Here is a 19,152-nt window from a genome sequence, read left to right as displayed (position 1 = left end):
CCGGTGCTATTCCCGGAGGGCGGCCGACCGCGCGCACAGGTCCGCGCGGTTGGCCGCCCCCGTCTTGGTGATCAGGCTCGCGATGTGCTTCTCCGCCGTGCGGGGCGAGATGAACAGCCGGTCGGCGATGTCCTTGTTGCTGAGCCGCTCCGCGAGCAGCCGGAACACGTCGAACTCCCGCACGGTCACGCCCTGGGCCCGCAGTTCCCCCGGGATCGAGCGGGTGCCGGTGCGGTGCTGGTGCACCGGGGCGCCGAAGCGGCGCAGCGCCGCCCGGCAGGCGCCGGTGACGGCCGCGACGTCCCGCTCGTGGAAGTGGTGCTCGGCCTGCCGCAGCCAGCCCACCGGATCGCCCCAGCCGTCCTGGTGCGCCGCGTCCGCGATCAGCCGCAGCCCCAGGTTCCGGGCGAGCGGATACGGTTCCGCCGCCGCCAGCGCCGACTCCACCACCGCCACCGCGTCCGGCCCCGAGCCCTCCCGGCCCAGCAGCACGGCGTCGGCGAGCAGCACGAACTGGCGGTTCCACCGCATCCGGGCCGTGGCGGTGGCGGTGATCTCGTCGTGCCGGGTCCGGTCCGCGTCACCGGCGAGCACGTCGAGCAGCAGGACCAGGCCGTGGGTGCCGCCCAGGTGGTACGTGGAGGGATTGTCCGCCTCCAGCGCCTGCACCGCCCGCAGTTCGGCGCGCGCCAGGTCACGGTCCTCCTCCAGCAGCGCGCAGAAGGCGCGGGCCAGGCCGAGGCTCAGCGGCTCCTCCTGCGAACCCGCGCCGTCCCACTCGGTGAACGCCGCCAGCGTCGCCTCCATGGCCGCGCGGTCGGCGCGATGCGCCTCCAGGACGGCCCGCGCCATCAGGACGTACCGCACGACGGGCGCCAGGCGCAGCCGCCGCACCACCGCCAGGCAGTCCGCCGCGGCCGACCGCGCGGCCGCGTGGTCGCCGCGCAGCACCGCGTCCAGGACGAGGATGCCGTCCACCGTGTGCACGACGTTCACCGAGCCGAGCCGCAGCGCCTCCTCGCGGGCCGCCAGCAGGCCGGTGGTGTCGCCCTCGGCGAGCCAGGCGTTGCCGCTCATGCGGGTGGCCGCGTACATGCGCTGCAGCGGCAGCCGGTGCCGTTCCGCCGTCTGAAGAGCCTGCCGGAGCATGTCCGCGGACTCCTCGGGGTCCCGCTCGCGGGCGACGGTGGCCAGCAGTTCCCGCGCCTGGCAGGCGACGACCGGCAGGCCGTGCCGCTCGGCGGTGTCGACCGCCGAGCGGGCCAGCTTCTCCGCGTGCTGGGTGCGGTCCGGGCCCGGAGTGTCCAGGGCGAGGTAGGCGGCCGTGACGTCGACGGCCGCGGCCGTCGCCTCGTCCGGGGCCGCCGCCAGCACCTCGCGGGCCCGGACGACCTGCCGGTTGCCGTCGCTCCACCGGCCCGCGGTGTGGGCCACCTTGGCCAGCCGGCTGTGCAGCGTGGCCAGCCGTACGGCGTTCAGCCCGGCCCCGCCCAGTGCGTGCAGGTCCTCGGCCAGGTCGAAGGCGCGGGCGAAGTCACCGGCCTCGGCGAGAGCCGGCAGCAGGTCCTCGAGGACCGAGGCCCGGGCCTGCGGGTCACCGGCCTCGGCCAGCAGCCCCTCGGCCCGGCTGAGCAGGGTCACCGCCGACCCCAGGGCGCCCGCCGCCAGGGCCCGCCCGCCGGCGTCCGCGTAGAGCAGCCCCGCCTCCTCCCGGTCCCCGGCCTCGCAGCGCAGCCCGGCCGCAAGCGCGCACCAGTCGCCGTCCAGGCCCGGGTGCAGTTCCTCGACGGCCCGCGCGCCGCGCCGTGCCAGCTCCGCGCGCTGCCCCGGCGTCATCTGCGTGAACAGCGCCTCGACGGTGGGAGAGTGACGGAACGAGTACCAGTCGGGGGCGGGCTCGTCGGGGATGACCAGCCGGGCGGCGACGCCCGCGTGCAGATGGCTCAGCAGGGTCCGGTCGTCGACGCCGGTCATGTGCTGGAGGACGGTGAGCGGGAAGCGCCGGCCCAGGACGGCGGCGGCAGACAGCAGCGTCAGTCCCTGCGCGCCCAGGCGGTCGATACGGCGCAGGATGCCCCGGGCCAGCGTGGAGGAGACGTCGCGGCGCAGATCGCCGACCGTGCGCCAGCCCTCGGCGCCCTGCACCAGCGTGCCCGCTCCGATCATGGACTGCAGCAGTTCCTCGACCAGATAAGGGCTGCCCGCGCTGTCCTCCCACAGACGGTCGGGGACCTCCGGCGGCACCTCGTCCGGGCGGTCCACGCCCAGGTGCGCCGCCGTCATCTCCTCCACCTGCGGCCGGGTCAGCGGCGGGAGTTCGGCGAGAGTGGCGGCGCCCCTGCGGCGGGCGGACTGCGCCAGGTCCAGCGCGTCGCTGAAATCGGTCCGTACGGTGGCCAGCAGCAGGACGGGGGTGTAGTCCAGGTTGTCGACGAGATACTCGAGGACGCCCAGGGTCTCGGGGTCGGCGTCGTGCAGGTCCTCCAGCAGCAGGAGTTGACCCTGCCCGCGCCCGGCGGCCAGCAGCAGGCGCAGCACCGCCTCGCCCAGGATCACCATGGAGCTGCTGTCGCGTTCCCCGGTGTCCCATTCCGGTATCAGGCGCCCGAGGACCGGCCGGTAGGGGCCGAGGGCCGCGTCGTCCAGGGGCTCCCCACCGCGGAACAGCGGCATCAGCGCCTCGGTCAGCGGACGGAACGGCACCGCGGGCCCTGTGGTGCTGCTGCGGCCGCGCAGGACCCGCATCCCGGAGCCCAGCGCGCCGCCCACGGCTTCCGCCGCGAGCCGTGACTTGCCCACCCCGGCCTCACCGACCAGGAAGACGACACCGCCCCGTCCCTGTCGCGCCTCGGCCAAGGCATGGTCGATCAGGCTGAGCTGGAGGTCCCGCCCGACGAGGGAAGGCGCATGGGAACGCATGAACGCAGATGATAATCAGGATGTCGGGATCTGGGGCAGACCGCATCGGCGCGGTCACGCGCCGTGAACCTGCCCGGACCCGGACACGAAGCGGTCCGCCGCGCGGGTGCGGGCGCGCCCGCCGGACGCACCGCGGCGCGGACCCGCCCGGCGGGCCCGCGCCTTCACGCGACGTGACGACAGGACGGAGTCAGTTCGGCGCGGAGACCGAGGTGTCCAGCGTGGTGAGCGTGATGACGATGCCACTGGTCAGCACCATCCCGGCCAGGACGCGGGCGCGGGCGCAGGCCCGGTTGCGGCCGGTGAGCGTGATCCCGCCGGCCGCGTCCTGCTCCCCGGCGGGGTTGGCGGCGGAGTCGGCGGCGGTGGTGTTCAGGTGCTGGTCCATCGGTGGTCCCCTTCTGAAGTCCGTACGCGCGTACGGGGCTGGAGGTGGAAGTGCCGTGGTTCTGCGGTGCCGTGCCGGTCAGTGGCCGGGGTGGGACAGGAGCAGGACGGACGGGACGGTGCCGGGGTGGGCGAGGCGCAGCAGCCCGTACCCGATGCCGGACAGTCCGTCGAGCAGTCCGGGTGAGGGAACGTGGTCGGGGGTGGCGCAGCGGTGGCTCTGCGCCTCGACGAGGGCGAGGGCCCGGCCGGCGTGCCGGGCCAGCGGCCCGGCGGCGGCCGGGTCACCCCGTCCGGCGCGCACCGCGAGGGCCTCCAGCGCGCCGAGCGTGCCCTGCCCGAGGCTGAGGTCGGGGCACACGTCGGTGTGTGCCGGCCGGACGGCGGCGGGCGGGCCCGGTACGGGAGGCAGGTGGGCGGCGACGGCCGCCGGCCCGGCGGATCCGCGGGACCACGACGCGTCCGCCGGAGCCGCTCCGGTCTCCCGCAGCGCGGTGTCCAGCAGCATCCGGGCGGCGGCCGTGTGCGCGCCGGCCTCCCGGGGACGGCGGGCGGCGTACCGCAGCAGGGCCCAGGCGATGCCCGCGGCACCGTCGGCGAAACCGGCCGGCAGGCCGGTCGTGGTGGTGGGCACCGCGTCGAGCAGCCGGTCCGCCAGGGCGGACGCCAGCCGCAGCGCCACCGGGTCACCGGTCGCCTCGTGCACGGCGACGGCGGCGGTCAGGGCTCCGGCCGTGCCGCCGCCGAACCCCGGATCCGGTGAGGCGGAGGCGGCGTGCGCGAGGGCGGTGAGCGCGTCGGGCAGGCAGCCGGCCGGCTCCGGGCCGAGCAGCGCCGACAGCCGCAGCACCGCGTACACGATGCCGCCGAGGCCGTCGTACGCGCCGGGGCCGGCCGCCGCGCTCAGTTCGGGATCGTCCGCCAGCGTCTTCAGCAGGGCGGGCAGCGGGCGGATCGCCTCGCGGGCGAGGGCGGCGTACCGGCCCGCTCCGCTCAGCGCGTCCGTGTGCGCCAGGAACAGCGCCACCCCGCAGTAGCCCTGCGCGAGTCCGGCGCCCATCGGCAGCACCGCCCAGTGCGGGCCGGACACCCGCTCCAGGCCGAGCCAGTTGGTCCGGTTCCCGTCCCGCACCGCGCGGGCGGCGATCTCGTCGGCGATCCCGCACGCGGCGGCGAGCAGCCGGGAGGCCTCGGGCGCGACCGCGGGCACCGGTTCCACCGCCAGTTCGGACCGGGGCCGGTCCAGCGGTGACCCCGCGCCCCGTGCCGCGATCGTGGCCGCGATGATCCACTCCTGGTCGTGGCAGTCGACCTCGTCCATCCGGGCGATCTTCTCCCGCACCGCGGTGACGCCCGCCACCGGCAGCAGGCCGGGCAGCCACGTGCCGTCGTCGGTCCGCACCGCGGTTCCCGACGGCCGGTGCGTGAACAGCGGGACGTCACCGCGCCACAGTGCCGCCGTCTCGTGCTCGGCCAGCCGCAGGCGCGCCTCGTCGTGCTCGGACTCCGTCCACAGCACCGCGAAGACCCCCTCGCGGGCGAGCGCGTCGCCGAGCAGCGACGGGTGGGCGGACTCCTCGAGGAGAGTCGCGTACAGGCGGGTGGCGCGGGCGAGGAGCCGGGCGGGACGGTCCGAGCCGGACATCAACGGGCCGTCCTGGCGGAGCAGTTCGTGCCCGTCGGCGGCGAGTGCCGCATAGGCGGCACGGAAGCCCTCCAGCAGCGCGGCCCGGTGGTCGGCGCCCGCCAGGGGACGGCCGGCGGGCAGCGGCTGGTTGAGCGCCGCGGGGCTGAGCAGCGGTCCGCGCACGGCCCGCATGGTGTCCAGGCCGCTGTCGCGCCAGTGCAGGCCCTCGCTCGGGTAGGTGCCGTCGGTGGACCGGCCGAGCGCGGAGATGTCCAGGGCCCCGTGCTCGCCGATCAGCAGGTGCGGCAGCAGGCAGGTGCGGTGCACGGAGGCCCGCAGCGCGTCCGCCGCCGGGTCGGCGCCCGCCGTCATGGACTGCGCGAGCCCGGTGTGCAGCAGTGTCTCGGCGTCCACCAGGACCGGCTGGTCGCCGCAGGCGATGACGTTCTCGTAGTGCATGTCGGCGCCGTCCACCGCGTACAGCAGGGCCAGCAGGGCGCCCTGACGCCGGTAGAAGGCGTCGGTCTCGGTCACCGACCGGCACCACCGGTGCTCGACGAACTCCAGCCAGCCGTAGGCCTCGCGGCGCAGACTGCGCGGGGTGCGCAGGTCGAGTCCGGGTACCTTGGCGTTGAGCCAGCCCACCAGGTCGTCCAGGAGGGCGTGCTGGCCGAGCGGCCGCGGCTTGTAGACCAGCCGCTCCCCGGCGAAGTGCAGGACCGCGACGGAGCGGTTGCCCTCGTGGGCGTCCCCGCGGCCGAGGTCCACGCCGGTGAGCGGTCCCGGGTCGCGCCGGCCGAGGAGCCCGGCGGTCAGGTCCGCACGGTCGGCCGCGAAACGGGCGGCCAGTTCGGCGGTGGCCGCGGTCGCGTCCAGCGCGGTCTGCGCGAGCATCCGGGCCAGTACCGGGCGGGAGGTGAACAGCGCACCGAGGCCGTGCCGGGTGCCGGTGGCGGCGACGAAGGCGTCGAACCGCTCTCGCGGGCCGGCACCGGCCAGCCGTCCACCGCGCCGCGCCGTGTCGAGTTCGTGGACCAGGGTCCGCGCCGCCTGACGGACCAGCTGGTGCGTCAGCCGCCGCGCGAACGCCTCGCGCCACACGGCCGCTTCGGCGTCCGCGGGCAGCAGCCCGGCCAGCCGCGCGGTGGCGGCGGTGACGAGCGGGCGTACGACCGGGGCGAAGACGTCGGGCCCCTCGGCTCCTCGGGTGACCGGTTCCGCCGGCTCCGCGGAGGCGCCGGCCAGGACGGCCTCGGCGTACCGCGCCCAGTCGGGCTTGGCGGCCCGGGCGGCCAGCCGCTCGGCGGGCTCGGCGGCCAGCGCCGCGGCCGTGCCCCGGTCCACACCGAGGTGGGCCAGCCGCAGGGCGAAACCCTCGGCGTCCCCGACGGCCCAAGGGGCGGGGCCGGCGCCGGGGCCGGCGGTCGTCCCGGGCAGGCCGGGGGCGGCGAGCCGTTCCGCGAGGGACAGCGCCGGCGCCCACCACGAGGGCGGGAGGCCGGTGTTCCGGGGAGTCGGGAGGCTGGCGGTCTCAGTCACGAGAACGAAGGTCGCAGACCCCCGGGTCCCCCACATGGGTAAGCGTCCCCCATATTCTGCGCGGCCCCGCCGCACCGGGCACGCCGGACCGTATCCCGATCGGCCGAAGCCGCAGGTCGGCGGTGCGGGCACCGGCCCGGCGCACATGGGTAACGGGGCGCCACGGGACCGCGGACTTCTGCGCGTTCGGCCCTTGTGCCCGCCCGCGGAGTGTGCGCCCGCACCCTCCGCACCCCGCTCCGCGGGGGTACCGACCCCCATGCCCCGTCCCGGGTCTCCCCCGCACCGGCCCCAACACCCCATCCGCAGATCACCGCCGCCGCGCCGGCCCGCCGACGGCCGCCGTGCGACGGGCGGCGGGGCGGTCGCCGGGGAGCGGCCGCCGTCGGGGGCGGCCCGGGCGACGGGAAAGGTGGGGACCGGTTACCGATGCCGGCGCACCCCCGCCCACGGCACGGTGGTGCGCAGTCCCCACCGCAGAACCGGCCCGGAGTGCGCACGACCGGGCGGACGAACTTCCTAGGAGTAGCAGATGGGAGTACCCGTAACCGTCGGCGTGGTCGCCCTCGACCCGGTATTGGAGGCCGGCACCCGCACCACCCTGCTGGCCTGCCCGGACCTGACCGTGTGTGAGCCCGGGGACGCGCGGGTCGCCGTCCTCACCGTGGACCGCCCCGGACCGGCCGAACTCGACATGGTGCGCGCCACCCGCGCCCTGCGGCACAGCCCCGCCGTCGTCCTGGTGGCGGGTTCCCTCGCCTCCGGCGACGTCCTGCACGCCCTGGCCGCCGGGGCCCGCGGCCTGCTGCCGCGCCGGGACGCCGACGCGGCCCGCCTCGGCCACGCGGTGCTGGCCGCCTCCCGTGACGACTGCACCCTGCCGCCCCATCTGCTCGAACAGCTCCTGGACCGCCCGGCCGACGCCCGGCACGCCGCCGGGGGCTGGTCCGACGGCATGCTGTCGGACCGGGAACGCTCGGTGCTGCGGCTGCTCGCCGACGGCCACGAGACGGCCGAGATCGCGCAGCGGCTCGCCTACTCGCCGCGCACCGTGACCACCGTGGTCCGTGACATCACCCAGCGGTTCCGGCTGCGCAACCGCGCCCACGCGGTCGCCTACGCGCTCCGGGCGGGCCTGCTGTGACCGCCCTCCTGACCGCCGCGCCCCCCGTGCCCGCGGCCGGTCCCGCGCCCGCGCCCGTCGTCCTGCGCATCGTGCCCTCGCCCGGCGCGGACCGCGTCCGCTGCGTGGCCCGCCGCGCCGGGCTGGCCTGCGCCCCGGAGCACGGAGGGCCCGGGGTCGTCACCGTCGTCGCCACCACCGACGCCGCCCGGGCCCTGCGCGGCCGGCGGGACACCGGTCCGCTGGTCCTCGTGTGCGACACGGTCGGCCGGCCGGACCTGCGGCTGGCCCTGCGGGCCGGGGCGGTCGTCCTGCGGGCCGCCGACCTCACCGGGGAGAACCTGGTGGCGGCGGTGCGCCGCGCGGCCCACCCGCACCCGAGCATCCCCTACCCGGAGCTCTCCCACCTGCTGACCGGCCGGCCGCGCCCGGAGGACGCGGCGGACGGCGCCGTCCGGCCCACCTTGACGCGGCGTCAGGCCTCGGTGCTGCGCCTCATGGCCGAGGGCCACGGCAACGCGGAGATCGCCCTGCTGCTGCGCTGCTCCGAACACACCGTCAAGAACGTCGTCTACGAGATCATGGCCCGGCTGCAGGCCCGCAACAGGGCGCACGCCGTCGCCCACGCCGTGCGCCACGGCCTGGTGTGATCCGCGGACGTGCGGCCGGCCGCGGGCCTTGCCCGCTCCCGCGGCCGGCCCTGCGCGCCGTGCGGCGGCCGTCAGCCGGGAGGCGCGGGCAGCAGCCGCGGCTCGATCCGCTCCTCCACGGCCCGGTCGCCGTCCCGGAACACCACGTAGGCGCCCTTGTCCCGCTGCTCCGCCACCGCCTCGACCAGCTCGGTGCCGCGGTAGACCAGCCCCACGCCGTCGTCGGTGCAGTGCGCCGCCCCGAAGACGCCCTCGGCGACCAGCCGGTGGGTCAGCGGACGCCGGCCCCCGTCGCTGTCGTAGTGCACCCCGTTGCCGTACGGCAGCAGTCCCAGCCCGTTGGTGACCGGGCGGAGTTCGGGGCCGAAGGAGTCCGTGGTGCCGCCCTCGAACCAGCAGAGAGAACCCGCGCTCACCCCGGCGAGCACCACGCCGGCGCGCCAGGCGCGCCGCAGGATCGCGTCCAGCCCGTGCGCTCGCCACACGGCGAGCAGGTTGGCCACCGAGCCGCCCATCACCCAGACCACGTCGTGGCCGAGCACCGTGCCCTCGACGTCCTCCACGTTGGGCATCGGGAAGAGGTGGAGCGGGGTGAGGTCGAAGCCGGCCACCCGGGCGGCCTCGCCCATCCGCGCCGTGACGTGCTCGGCGTCACCGACCGCCGTGCCCAGGTAGAGGACGCGGGGGCGTCTGCCGTGCACACCGGAGAGATCGACCGCGTGGTGGACCAGGGCGTCGAAGAGGACCCGGGTGCGCGCGCCGACGCGATGACCTCCGGAGGTGGCGACGATGGTCGGTTCCGGAGCGGTCACGCCGATGATCTTAACGTGTCAACTCTCGTGCGAAGGTAAGTTCTTGGTGAGGGCATCGCGATCCCGGCACCTCTGCGGCCCCGACCGTGCGCCGACACCGCGGCACGACGGCGGGGACCGGTCCGGTGGACCGGTCCCCGCCTCGTTCGCCGTACGCCCTCAGGGCGTCCGCAGGGCCACCGCCGCCGCGTACCCCGCCGGAACCAGGACGTCCCGGACGCTCCACCCCGGTGCCGGGGAGGTCGGCAGCGGCCCGGTGCCCACGTAGTCCAGCGCCGGATCGCGCACCAGACCGGTGCCCAGGCCCTTCAGGTAGGCCTCCTTGCGCACCCAGGCCCGGGTGAACGCGGCCGGACGCCCGTGCGCGGGCAGCAGCGCCAGTTCGTCCGCCTCCGCCGGGTGCAGCGCCGACTGGGCACCGAGCACCGCGCGGTTCGTGGCCAGCCCCTCCACGTCGACGCCGACCGGCGCGGGGGCGAGCGCCACCAGCACCAGGTCCCCGCTGTGCGACAGGGAGAAGTGCACCCCCGGGGTGCGCAGGACCGGCCGTCCGTGCGGTCCGCCGCAGCCGGCGCACGGTTCCCGCGCCAGCGGCAGCGCCTCGGCGCGTACGCCGAGCAGCAGGCTCAGCACGTCGCGCAGTGCCGCGTGCGCGACCACGTACGCGGCCCGGTCGCGGTCGTGCCGGAACGCGCGGGCCCGGGCCCGTTCCTCCGCGTCCAGCAGTTCCCGCGCGTCCCGCAGCGCGCGCTCGTCCTGGGCCCCGACACGGGCCAGGTACAGCTCCAGCGGTCCCCGCAGGACCCGGGGGTTCGGCGCCCGCGTCCGGTGCCGCAGTCCGGACAGGTCCAGCTCGGCCGGGCACAGCAGCCCGGACGTCGGCGGCGGGGCGTGCGCCGGCGGGTCCAGGAGCCGGCCCGCCCGTGGCTCAGGCATCTGCCCCGGCCAGCCGGCGGCGCAGGCTGAGCGGGCGCATGTCCGTCCAGATCTCGCCGATGTGGTCCAGGCATTCCTGCCGGCCGCCCCGCCTGCCCTCCGGGTGCCAGCCGGCGGGCACCTCGCGGTCCGCCCGCCAGATCGAGTACTGCTCCTCGTCGTTGCGCACCACGAGGTAGACCTCGTCGGTGTCCGGACGGGCCTCGTCGGCGCCCGCGCCGGTCGTGGGGTCGGGTTGCGTCATGGTGTACCTCCCGCAGGTGTGGGGCCGGCCGCAGGTCGGGGCCGACGCCGACAGCGTGCCGGGCGCCCGCCCGCCCCGGGCAGGGACGAACGCGCCGAGCCCGTGGCGCGCGTTGCTGCCGGATCTTCTCTGGTGCCGTGCCGCCCCGGCGCGGGACGGTGCTGTCCTGCCGGGGAGCCCGGCGTCCCGGCGGCGGCCACCGCCCGGCCGAGCGCCGTGCGGCCCTCCCGCGGCACCCCCTTTCCGGAAGGAGCACGTGATGTCGGACGAGCACGCACCGGTCCTGCTACCGGGCGGAGGCTGGCGGCTCTGGGAGGAGTTCGCGCTGCGCGGCCCCGGCTTCCCCGCCGACGGCGTGCTGCGCCTGGCACCGCCCGGACTGGCCGAGGGCGCCGACAAGTTCGGTCCCGGCACCGACCTGTCCGGACCCGAGTGGGACGCCTTCAGCGAGGAACTGTCGGCGGCGGCCGTGGAGACCGCCCGCCACCTCCAGCGGATCGCCGGCCTGCCCCGGTTCCAGGCGGCACTCGCCTGGCAGAACCCGGCGGTGCTGCGCACCGGCATCGCGCCGTTCCTGCGCTGGACGCCGGGCGTGGACAAGCGCAGCAGCATGCCCCGCCAGCGCGAGGAACTGGTCGCCCACTACTGGCAGCGGTTCTGCGTCAAGAACGACACCATCGGCTTCTTCGGCCCCGTCGGCTGGGGCCGCTGGGACGCGTCCGCGCCGGGCGCCGTCACCGTGGACGCCGGACGGGACTTCCTCGCCGCGCAGGAGGTCTACTTCTCCGGCTGGGCCGTCGACGCCCTGGCCAAGGTGCTCGCCGAGGACGAGGAGCTGATGCGGTGGATCCCGCCGCGCCGGATGTCCTTCGTGCGCTGCGAGGGCGGCACGGTACGGGTCCCGGGACGGCCCGCCCAGCCCGTCGGGGAGCTCGAGCAGGCCGTCCTGCGGCTCTGCGACGGCACCCGGCACACGGCCGCCATCGCCGCCGAGCTGGATCTCGATCCCGACGCGGTCGCCGGCACCGTGGGGGAACTGGTCCGCAGGCGCTGGGTGGCACGGCGTCTGGAGGTGCCCGCCGCCACCCACCCGGACGTGGCCCTGCGCCGGATACTCGAGCGCGTGCCCGACGGGGCCGCCCGGGACCGGGCCCTGGCCGGGCTCGCCGTGCTGGAGCGCGGCCGGGACGCCGTACGCGCCGCCGGGACCGACGCCGCCGCGCTGACGGCCGCGATCGGAGCCCTGGAGGCCGACTTCGCGGCCCTCACCGACAGCGAGGCCCAGCGCGCCAAGGGCGCGCGCACCGCCCCCTGCCGCGGGCTGGTGTACTCGGACGCCCGGCGGTCCGCGACCGCCACGGCCGGGCCCGCCCTGCTGGAGCACCTGGAGCCCCTCCAGCTGTGCCTGACGGCGGCCCGGTGGATGACGAACCGCTTCGCCGACGCCGTCCGCGCCCGTCTGCGGACCGTCCACGCCCGCCTGAGCGCCGGGGGCACCCCGGTGGACCTCGCCACCCTGTGGCTGCACACCCTGCCCTCCCCACACCCCGACGCCGGCGACCTGATCGACGCCGTCCAGTCCGAACTGCGCGCCAAGTGGGCCCGGGTCCTCGACCTCCCGCCGGACGCCCGCCGCGTCCGCCTGACCACGGCGGAGCTGGCCGACCGGGTACGCCGCGAGTTCGACGAGCCCGGCGACGGCTGGTCCCTCGCCCGCTACATCAGCCCCGACGTCCTGGTCGTCGCCGAGAACGCGGACGCCCTCGCCCGCGGCGACGTCGGTCTCGTCCTCGGCGAGATGCACTGCGCGCTCAACACCATGGGCGCGTCCCTCTTCGTCCACCAGCACCCCGACCGCGACCGGCTCGTCGCCGAGACCACCCGCGACTTCCCCGCGCCCCGCCTGCTGCCCACGCTGCCCAAGGAGCTCCCCCTGAAGTGGTCCACCCGCAGCCGGCCCTCCCTGGACCGGCCCGAGGACCACTTCGTCACCCTGGTCGACCAGACCGGCGACCCCTACCGCCCGAACTCGGTGCCGAGCGCGGACGTCCTCGTCGAGGACCGGGACGGCCGGCTGACGGCCGTCCTGCCCGACGGCACCGTCCACGACGTCCTCGACGCCTACGCCAACACGCTCACCCAGCGCGTCATGGACCGCTTCACCCTCCGCCCCGAGGGCGAGCACACCCCGCGCATCACCATCGACCGCATGACCGTGGCCAGGGAGACCTGGCGGCTGCCCGTCGGGGAGGTCGACTTCGCCGACGACAAGAGCGAGGCCGCCCGGTTCGTCCGCGCCCGGCACTGGCGGCGCCGCCACGACCTGCCCCGCTTCGTGTTCGTCGTCTCCCCGGCCGAACCCCGCCCGTTCTACGTGGACTTCGACAGCCCCGTGTACGTCACCATCCTCGCCAAGGCGGCCCGCCGGCTGGCCCGCAAGGATCCCGGGGCCCGCCTGAAGGTCAGCGAGATGCTGCCGACGCCCGAGCAGGCCTGGCTCACCGACGCCGAGGGGCACCGCTACACCTCCGAACTCCGCTTCGTGGCCGTCGACCTGACGGTCACGGGCACCGGCAGCGGGGAGGCGTGATGCGCACCGTCGCCGACGACCTCGCCGCCCACGCCGCACGTCACCCGCATCGCGTCGCGCTGGACACCCCCGCAGGCCCGGTCACCCACGGCCGTCTCGCCGCCCGCACCGACGAGTTCGCCCGGCTGCTGCGCGCCCACGGCGCCGGACCGGAGACGGTGTGCGCCGTAGCCGTGGAGCACGGCGCGGACGCGGTGGCCGCGATGGCGGCGGTCATCCGCTGCGGGGCCGCCTTCCTCACCCTGGACGTGACCCAGCCCCGCGACCGGCTCGCGGCCTTCGTCCGCGGCGCGGGCGCCCGCCTGCTGCTGACCACCTCGGCGCACGCCCGGACCCTGGACGCCGGGCTGCCCGTCGTCCTCCTGGACCGGCCCGCCGCCGTCCCGCCGAACGGCCCGGCGGAGCCGCCCCCGCCGGTCGACCCGCGCGCCCTGGCCTACGTCAGCCACACCTCGGGAAGCACCGGCGAACCCAGCCCCGTCCTCGTCGAGCACCACGCCCTCGACGCCTACCTGCGCGACACCGCCCGCGCTTTCGGCCTCGGCCCGGGCACCGTGGCCCTGCAGACGGCACCGCTCGGCTACGACGCCTCCCTCCGGGACACCTTCGCCCCGCTGCTGGCCGGGGCCCGCCTGGTGATCGTGGAACGCTCCCGGCTGCTGCGGCCCGCCGACTTCGTCCGCACCGTGCGCGAACACCGGGTGACCGCGCTGCTCAGCACCACCCCCTCCTTCCTCGCCCACCTGGCCGGACAGCCGGGCCTGGCCGACCCGCTGGCCGGCGTCGCCCTGGTCGCCTCCAGCGGCGAGTCGCTGCGCCCCTTCCTCGCCGCCGGCGGGCGGCGGACGGTACCGGGCACGCTGGTCAACCAGTACGGCCCGACCGAGTGCACCATGACGACCACCCGCCACGTCGTCCCCGCCGAGCCCGACACGACGGCCGACGTGGTCGGCGCGCCCCGGCCCGGCACGGTCGTCCGGGTGCTCGACGCCGATCTCGCGCCCGTCCCCGACGGCACCGTGGGCGAGGTGTACATCGGCGGCGCGGGCGTCGCCCGGGGCTACGGGGGGCAGCCGTCCCGCACCGCCGCGTGCTTCCTGCCCGACCCCTACGGCCCGCCCGGCGCCCGCCTCTACCGCACCGGGGACCTCGGACGGTGGGGTCCGCGGGGCCTGACCTACGTCGGCCGCACGGACCGGCAGGTCAAGATCCGCGGACACCGCGTGGACCCGGCCGAGATCGAGGGCGTGCTGCTGGCCCACCCCCGTGTCGGCGGCGCCGTCGTCACCGCGCACACCGACGACCGGGGACGCACCTACCTGACCGCCCACGTCACCGGTGACCTGACCGCCACGGCGGACGCGGAACTCCGCGCCCACCTGGCCCGCTCCCTGCCACCGCACCTGATGCCCCGCCATTTCCGGCGCCACGCCGCGCTGCCGACCACCCGCGGCGGCAAGACGGACCGCCGCCTGCTGGTCGCCGGGAGCGCGCCGTGACCGCCACCGGCCTGCGGACGGCCGCGGCGGGCGCCCTGCCCGGCCCCGCCGACGTCGCCGCGGCCGCGGCCCGCATCGCACCGTACGTCCGCCGCACGCCCCTGCTGCGCGGACCGGTGCCGACGGCCTGCGGTCCGGAACTGCTACTCAAGGCCGAACACCGCCAGCACGGAGGCTCGTTCAAGATGCGCGGAGCCGCGAACGCGGTCCTGGCGCTCGCCGCCGGACAGGTCGTCACCGGCTCCTCGGGCAACCACGGCATCGCCCTGGCCCGGCTCGCCCGCTCCCTCGGCATCCGCCTGACCGTCGTCCTCGCGGCGGGCGCGGACCCCGCGAAGACGGCGGCCATGCGCGCCCTCGGCGCCGAGACCGTCCGGGTGGGCGGCGGGGTCGCCGAGCGGGAGGAACGGGCCCGCGCGCTGGCGCGGGAGACCGGCGCCACCCTGGTGCCCTCCTCGGACCACCCCCTGGTGGTCGCCGGGCAGGGCACCGTCGGCACCGAACTCCTCGCCGACGCCCCCGGCACCGAGACGGTGTACGTCCCGACCGGCGGCGGCGGACTCCTCGCCGGCGTCTGCCTCGCCGCCGCGGACCACCCGGTCCGGATCGTCGGCGTCGAACCGGCCCACGCGGCCCGCTACGCCCGCTCCCTGGCCGCCGGCCACCCGGTCCAGCTGCCGCCCTGCGCCACCGTCGCCGACGGCCTGCGGGGCCAGCGGCCGGGGCGCGTCCCCTACCCGATCATCCGGGACCGCGCCGACGACCTGATCGCCGTCGGCGACGCCGAGATCCTCGCCGCCGCCGCCCTGCTGCACCGCCTCGGCGTCGACGCCGAACCCAGCGGTGCCGTCGCACTGGCCGGAGCCCTGCGCGCCGGCCGCCGGGAACGGGCCGTGGCCGTCGTCTCCGGCGGCAACACACCCGCCCGGCTGCACGCCCTGCACCACACCGGCACCCCCGCGTCCACGGGAACCCCCGTGGCGACCACCACCACCGAGGAGCACACGTCATGACCGAGAACTCCGCCACCGCCACCCGCACCGCCGACCTGCTCGTCGACATCTTCCGGGACGTGCTCGCCCTGCCCGACCTGACCGAGGACACCGACTTCTACGAGGCGGGCGGCGACTCGCTCACCGCCTTCCAGATCACCGGCCGCCTCGAGGAGGTCCTCGGCGCGGAGGTGCCGGTCTCCCTGGTCTTCGCCTACCCCACCCCGCGGGACCTGGCCGAGGTCGTCGACGCCGACTACGGCCGCGTCTGACCGCCGGGACCACCACCGCGCCGCCACCGTTCCCCGGTGCCGGCGGGGCCACCCGTACGGGAACGGGGAGCCGGCCGGCCCGCACGCCCGCCGCCGGCCTCCCCGTCCGCCGTGGGAGGGCCCCGACGTTTCCCCCGCCCCGCCCGTCCCCCGCGCCCGCAAGGAGAGCCCCGCCATGACCGAAGACCTCGTACCGTCCCTCGGCCGCTGGCGCCTGTGGGAGCAGTTCGCGCTGCGCGGCCCCGGCTTCCCCGCCGACGGGGTGCTGCGGCTGGCCCCGGCCGGACTGGCCGAGGCCGCCGACAAGTTCGACGCGGAGGCCCCGCTCGACGGCGCCCGCTGGGAGGACTTCTCCCGCCTCTTCGCCGAGGCCGCCGTGGAGACCGCGCACACCCTGCAGGACATCGCCCGTACGCCGTCGTTCCGGGAAGCCGTGGCCTGGCAGAACCGGCCGGTGCTCACCTCGGGCATCACGCCGTTCCTGCGCTGGACGCCGGGCGTGGACAAGCGCAGCAGCATGCCCCGCCAGCGCGAGGAACTGGTCGCCCACTACTGGCAGCGGTTCTGCGTCAAGAACGACACCATCGGCTTCTTCGGCCCCGTCGGCTGGGGCCGCTGGGACGCCGCGACGTCCGGTGCCGCCCTCGGCACCGGGTCCGGGCTGATCGCCGAGTCCACCGTCTACTGGGCGAGCTGGGGCATCGACGCGCTCGCCAGGACGCTGGACGCCGACCCGGGCCTGCGGGAGTGGGTCGCCCCCCGGCGGGTTCCCTTCGTCACGGTGGACGGCGACCGCGTCCGTGTGCCGGGCAGGCGGCCGGTGTCGGTGCCCGCCGGGACGGCGGCCGTCCTCGCCCTGTGCGACGGCGTCCGCCCGGCGCGGGCGATCGCCGCCGCGCTCCCGGACCACGACGTGCCCGCCGTCCTCGCCGACCTGGTCGCCCGCCGCTGGGTGGCGTGGCGCCTGGAGGTCCCCGCGGGAACCCATCCGGACCGGGACCTGCGGGCCTGGCTGGAGACCGTCGGCGCGCCCGGGCCGCGCGCGCGGGGGCTCGCCGCGCTGGACCGGCTGGAGGAGGGGCGCACGGCGGTGGCGGCCGCCCGTGACGTGGAGTCGCTGGTCGGCGCGCTGACCGCTCTGGAGCGGGATTTCACCGAGCTGACCGACACCGCCGCCGTACGGGAGAAGTCCGCGTCGACCGCGCCGTGCCGGGCGCTGGTCTACCACGACTCGCGCCGGTCCGCGACGGCTCGCCTCGGCCCCGAGGTGCTGGAGGCGCTGCGCCCGCTGCGGCTGTTGATGGACAGCGCCGGATGGCTCACCTCACGGCTCGCCGCCGCGCTGCGCGGCGGTATGCGTCCGGTGTACGAACGTCTCGCCGCCGAGGGCCCGGTGGACCTGGCCGCCTTCTGGTTCGCGTGTCTGCCGGTGCTGCACGGGCCGGTGCGCGCCACCGCGTGCGAGCTGCAGGAGGAGTTCGCCGCCCGCTGGCGGCGGATCCTCGCGGTCCCGGCCGGCGCCCGCCGCGTGGACGTCCGCTCCGCGGACGTCGAGGCGGCGGTGCGCGAGGAGTTCCCCGGCTCCGGCGGGTGGACGGCGGCGCGCTACCTCAGTCCGGACATCATGATCGCCGCCGACGGCACCGAGGCGGTGGCCCGCGGCGACTTCACCCTCGTCCTCGGTGAGCTCCACCTGGCCGCCAACACGCTGGGCGCCTCCCTCTTCACCCATCAGCATCCGGACGTCGGCGAACTGCTCCGTCTCACCGACCGGGACCACCCCGGCCCGCGCCTGCTGCCGCTCCTCCCGAAGGAGCACCGTGCGCGCCTGTCCACCCGGGTCCGGCACACGCTGATCCGGCCCGAGGACTATCAGGTCGCCCTGACCGACTTCACCGCGGACCCCACCCGTTCCCGTGCCGTGCGCAGCGCCGACGCCGTCGTCGAGGAGCAGGGGGGCGACCTCGTCGTGCGGCTCCCGGACGGTGCGCGGTTCCCGGTGACGGACGTCTTCTCGCACGTCCTGACCACCCTGTCGATGGATCTCTTCCGGCTGCTGCCGCAGGAGGACCACACCCCGCGCGTCACCGTCGACCGGCTGGTGGTGGCGCGGGAGACCTGGCGAGTGCCCGCGGCCGGGGCCGGCTTCGCCGACGACAAGGACGAGGCCCGCCGTTTCGTCCGTGCCCGCCGCTGGCGCGCCCGGCTCGGCCTGCCCCGTTACGTCTTCGTCGTCTCGCCGACGGAGTCCCGGCCGTTCTACGTCGACTTCGACAGCCCCGTGTACGTCACGATCCTCGCCAAGGCGCTGCGCCGGCTGGCCCGCCGCGATCAGCGGGGCACGGTCACGTTCACGGAGATGCTGCCCACCCCGGAGCAGACCTGGCTCCAGGACGACGAGGGACGCCGCTACACCTCGGAACTCCGCTTCGTCGCCTTCGACACGGAAGCGGACTGACCGAGGGGACTTCGACTCGGCGGCCTTACGGGGGGGCCGGGTATAACGCCGCGTTATCGCCAAGTGTTACTACCGCCGTCCGGCGAGCCTCGGGAATGCTGGGCCGTGTCCATGACGAACCGGTGCCTCATGAGGGCGAGTTCGTCATGGTGCGGCCCCTCGGGCCGACGACCCCCACACCCACACGTCCACCCGGCGTGTCTTCCGAATCGAGGAACCTTGCGCATATCAAGGCTGATGCCCGCTCTCGCCGCAGCAGCGGTCAGCGTCCTCGCGCTTCTCGCCCCCAACGCCGCCGCGGCTCAGGCACCGGCGCCTCCGGTCACCAACGCTCCGCAGCCCATCATCGGTGGCGGGTACGCCGGCAGCGGCCCATGGGCCGCGCGGCTCTTCTCGAACGGCAGAGAGACCTGTTCGGCGACGATCATCGCCCCGACCTGGATCCTCACGGCCAAGCACTGCGTCAGTGGCGGCGGACTGTCGTTCCGCATCGGCAGCCTGGACCAGCACAGCGGCGGCACCCTCGCCAATGGCGTCCAGACCTACACCCACAGCTCGGACCTGGCGCTCGTCCGCCTCGACCGTTCCGTGTCGGCGACCTACGCGCGCCTCGGTCAGCCCGGCACCGTGAGGGTCGGCCAGTCCGTGCAGGTGTACGGCTGGGGAGCCACGTCCCAGTGCGGCTCCGAGGCCACCTGCCAGTCCCGGTACCTCAAGGTCGCCAACGTCACGGTCACGGGCGGGTGTTCCGACGCGTACGGTGGCTCCGCCATCTGCGCCCGCCGGGGTGACGGCATCACCGCCGGCGGCGACTCGGGCGGCCCGATGATGGCGAACGGCGTCCAGGTCGGGGTGGCCTCCACCAGCGACCGCCAGACCACCACGGCGTACACCAACGTGACGGCGTACCGTTCCTGGATCCAGTCGGTCGCGGGCGTCTGACCCGTACCGTCCGCCCACCGGGCGCCGGGCCCCGCACCACGTCGTGGTGGGGGGCCTCCGTCCGTTCCCCCACGGGCGCCTGCGGCACCGGGGACGCGGAGCGTGTTGCCCGACCGGCCGTCCCGGGCACCACGAAGCCGTAGGATCCAGTGATTCGTGGGG

The 19,152-nt window shown here is 76.3% G+C and carries 14 protein-coding genes; 8 read left to right on the top strand and 6 right to left on the bottom strand.

Annotated features, from left to right (window positions below):
- Positions 1 to 6 precede the first annotated feature (6 nt).
- The 3 genes from BU52_RS04850 to BU52_RS04840 form a co-directional block, all read right to left on the bottom strand.
- On the bottom strand, positions 7 to 2,919 hold the full coding sequence (locus BU52_RS04850) for a helix-turn-helix transcriptional regulator (RefSeq protein WP_037928585.1): 2,913 nt from the start codon (positions 2,917 to 2,919) through the stop codon (positions 7 to 9).
- A gap of 190 nt (positions 2,920 to 3,109) precedes the next feature.
- A complete protein-coding gene (locus BU52_RS04845; RefSeq protein WP_037928582.1) occupies positions 3,110 to 3,307 on the bottom strand; it encodes a hypothetical protein in 198 nt (65 codons plus the stop codon).
- Positions 3,308 to 3,385: 78 nt separating this feature from the next.
- Positions 3,386 to 6,472, bottom strand: coding sequence for a type 2 lanthipeptide synthetase LanM family protein (locus tag BU52_RS04840; RefSeq protein ID WP_037928578.1), 3,087 nt, complete (start codon positions 6,470 to 6,472; stop codon positions 3,386 to 3,388).
- Between the two features lie 532 nt (positions 6,473 to 7,004).
- Here BU52_RS04840 and BU52_RS04835 point away from each other — a divergent pair.
- Both BU52_RS04835 and BU52_RS32700 read left to right on the top strand, forming a co-directional pair.
- Positions 7,005 to 7,616, top strand: coding sequence for a response regulator transcription factor (locus BU52_RS04835; protein ID WP_037928576.1), 612 nt, complete (start codon positions 7,005 to 7,007; stop codon positions 7,614 to 7,616).
- The gene (locus BU52_RS32700; RefSeq protein WP_051857905.1) at positions 7,613 to 8,245 is read left to right on the top strand and encodes a helix-turn-helix transcriptional regulator; all 633 of its coding nucleotides are present in this window, start codon (positions 7,613 to 7,615) and stop codon (positions 8,243 to 8,245) included. The genes BU52_RS04835 and BU52_RS32700 overlap by 4 nt, the downstream gene beginning before the upstream one ends.
- Before the next feature lie 71 nt (positions 8,246 to 8,316).
- On the opposite strand, the gene BU52_RS04825 is transcribed toward BU52_RS32700, so the two are convergent.
- The 3 genes from BU52_RS04825 to BU52_RS04815 form a co-directional block, all read right to left on the bottom strand.
- A complete protein-coding gene (locus BU52_RS04825; RefSeq protein WP_037928572.1) occupies positions 8,317 to 9,057 on the bottom strand; it encodes a Type 1 glutamine amidotransferase-like domain-containing protein in 741 nt (246 codons plus the stop codon).
- A 159-nt stretch (positions 9,058 to 9,216) separates the two neighbouring features.
- A complete protein-coding gene (locus BU52_RS04820; protein WP_078903111.1) occupies positions 9,217 to 9,993 on the bottom strand; it encodes a 4'-phosphopantetheinyl transferase family protein in 777 nt (258 codons plus the stop codon).
- A complete protein-coding gene (locus BU52_RS04815) occupies positions 9,986 to 10,237 on the bottom strand; it encodes an MbtH family protein (RefSeq protein ID WP_051857903.1) in 252 nt (83 codons plus the stop codon). Before BU52_RS04815 ends, BU52_RS04820 begins: the two co-directional genes overlap by 8 nt.
- 259 nt (positions 10,238 to 10,496) lie before the next feature.
- On the opposite strand from BU52_RS04815, the gene BU52_RS04810 reads away from it, so the two are divergent.
- The 6 genes from BU52_RS04810 (at position 10,497) to BU52_RS04785 (ending at position 18,990) form a co-directional block, all read left to right on the top strand.
- Entirely contained in the window at positions 10,497 to 12,827 is a 2,331-nt protein-coding gene (locus BU52_RS04810; RefSeq protein ID WP_037928569.1) for a lantibiotic dehydratase, read from the top strand.
- Positions 12,827 to 14,326 (top strand): amino acid adenylation domain-containing protein, encoded by a 1,500-nt coding sequence (locus BU52_RS04805; RefSeq protein WP_037928566.1) that lies wholly within the window; start codon positions 12,827 to 12,829, stop codon positions 14,324 to 14,326. Before BU52_RS04810 ends, BU52_RS04805 begins: the two co-directional genes overlap by 1 nt.
- A complete protein-coding gene (locus BU52_RS04800) occupies positions 14,323 to 15,339 on the top strand; it encodes a threonine ammonia-lyase (RefSeq protein ID WP_037928565.1) in 1,017 nt (338 codons plus the stop codon). Before BU52_RS04805 ends, BU52_RS04800 begins: the two co-directional genes overlap by 4 nt.
- A complete protein-coding gene (locus BU52_RS04795; protein ID WP_037928562.1) occupies positions 15,336 to 15,590 on the top strand; it encodes an acyl carrier protein in 255 nt (84 codons plus the stop codon). The genes BU52_RS04800 and BU52_RS04795 overlap by 4 nt, the downstream gene beginning before the upstream one ends.
- A gap of 175 nt (positions 15,591 to 15,765) precedes the next feature.
- Positions 15,766 to 18,048, top strand: coding sequence for a lantibiotic dehydratase (locus BU52_RS04790; protein WP_037928559.1), 2,283 nt, complete (start codon positions 15,766 to 15,768; stop codon positions 18,046 to 18,048).
- Between the two features lie 237 nt (positions 18,049 to 18,285).
- Entirely contained in the window at positions 18,286 to 18,990 is a 705-nt protein-coding gene (locus BU52_RS04785; RefSeq protein ID WP_407702028.1) for a S1 family peptidase, read from the top strand.
- Positions 18,991 to 19,152: the final 162 nt, after the last annotated feature.

The organism is Streptomyces toyocaensis, from assembly GCF_000725125.1.
Classification (GTDB): domain Bacteria; phylum Actinomycetota; class Actinomycetes; order Streptomycetales; family Streptomycetaceae; genus Streptomyces; species Streptomyces toyocaensis.
The sequence above is the reverse complement of the archived record's forward strand: the minus strand, read 5'-3'. Positions and strand labels throughout refer to the sequence as shown.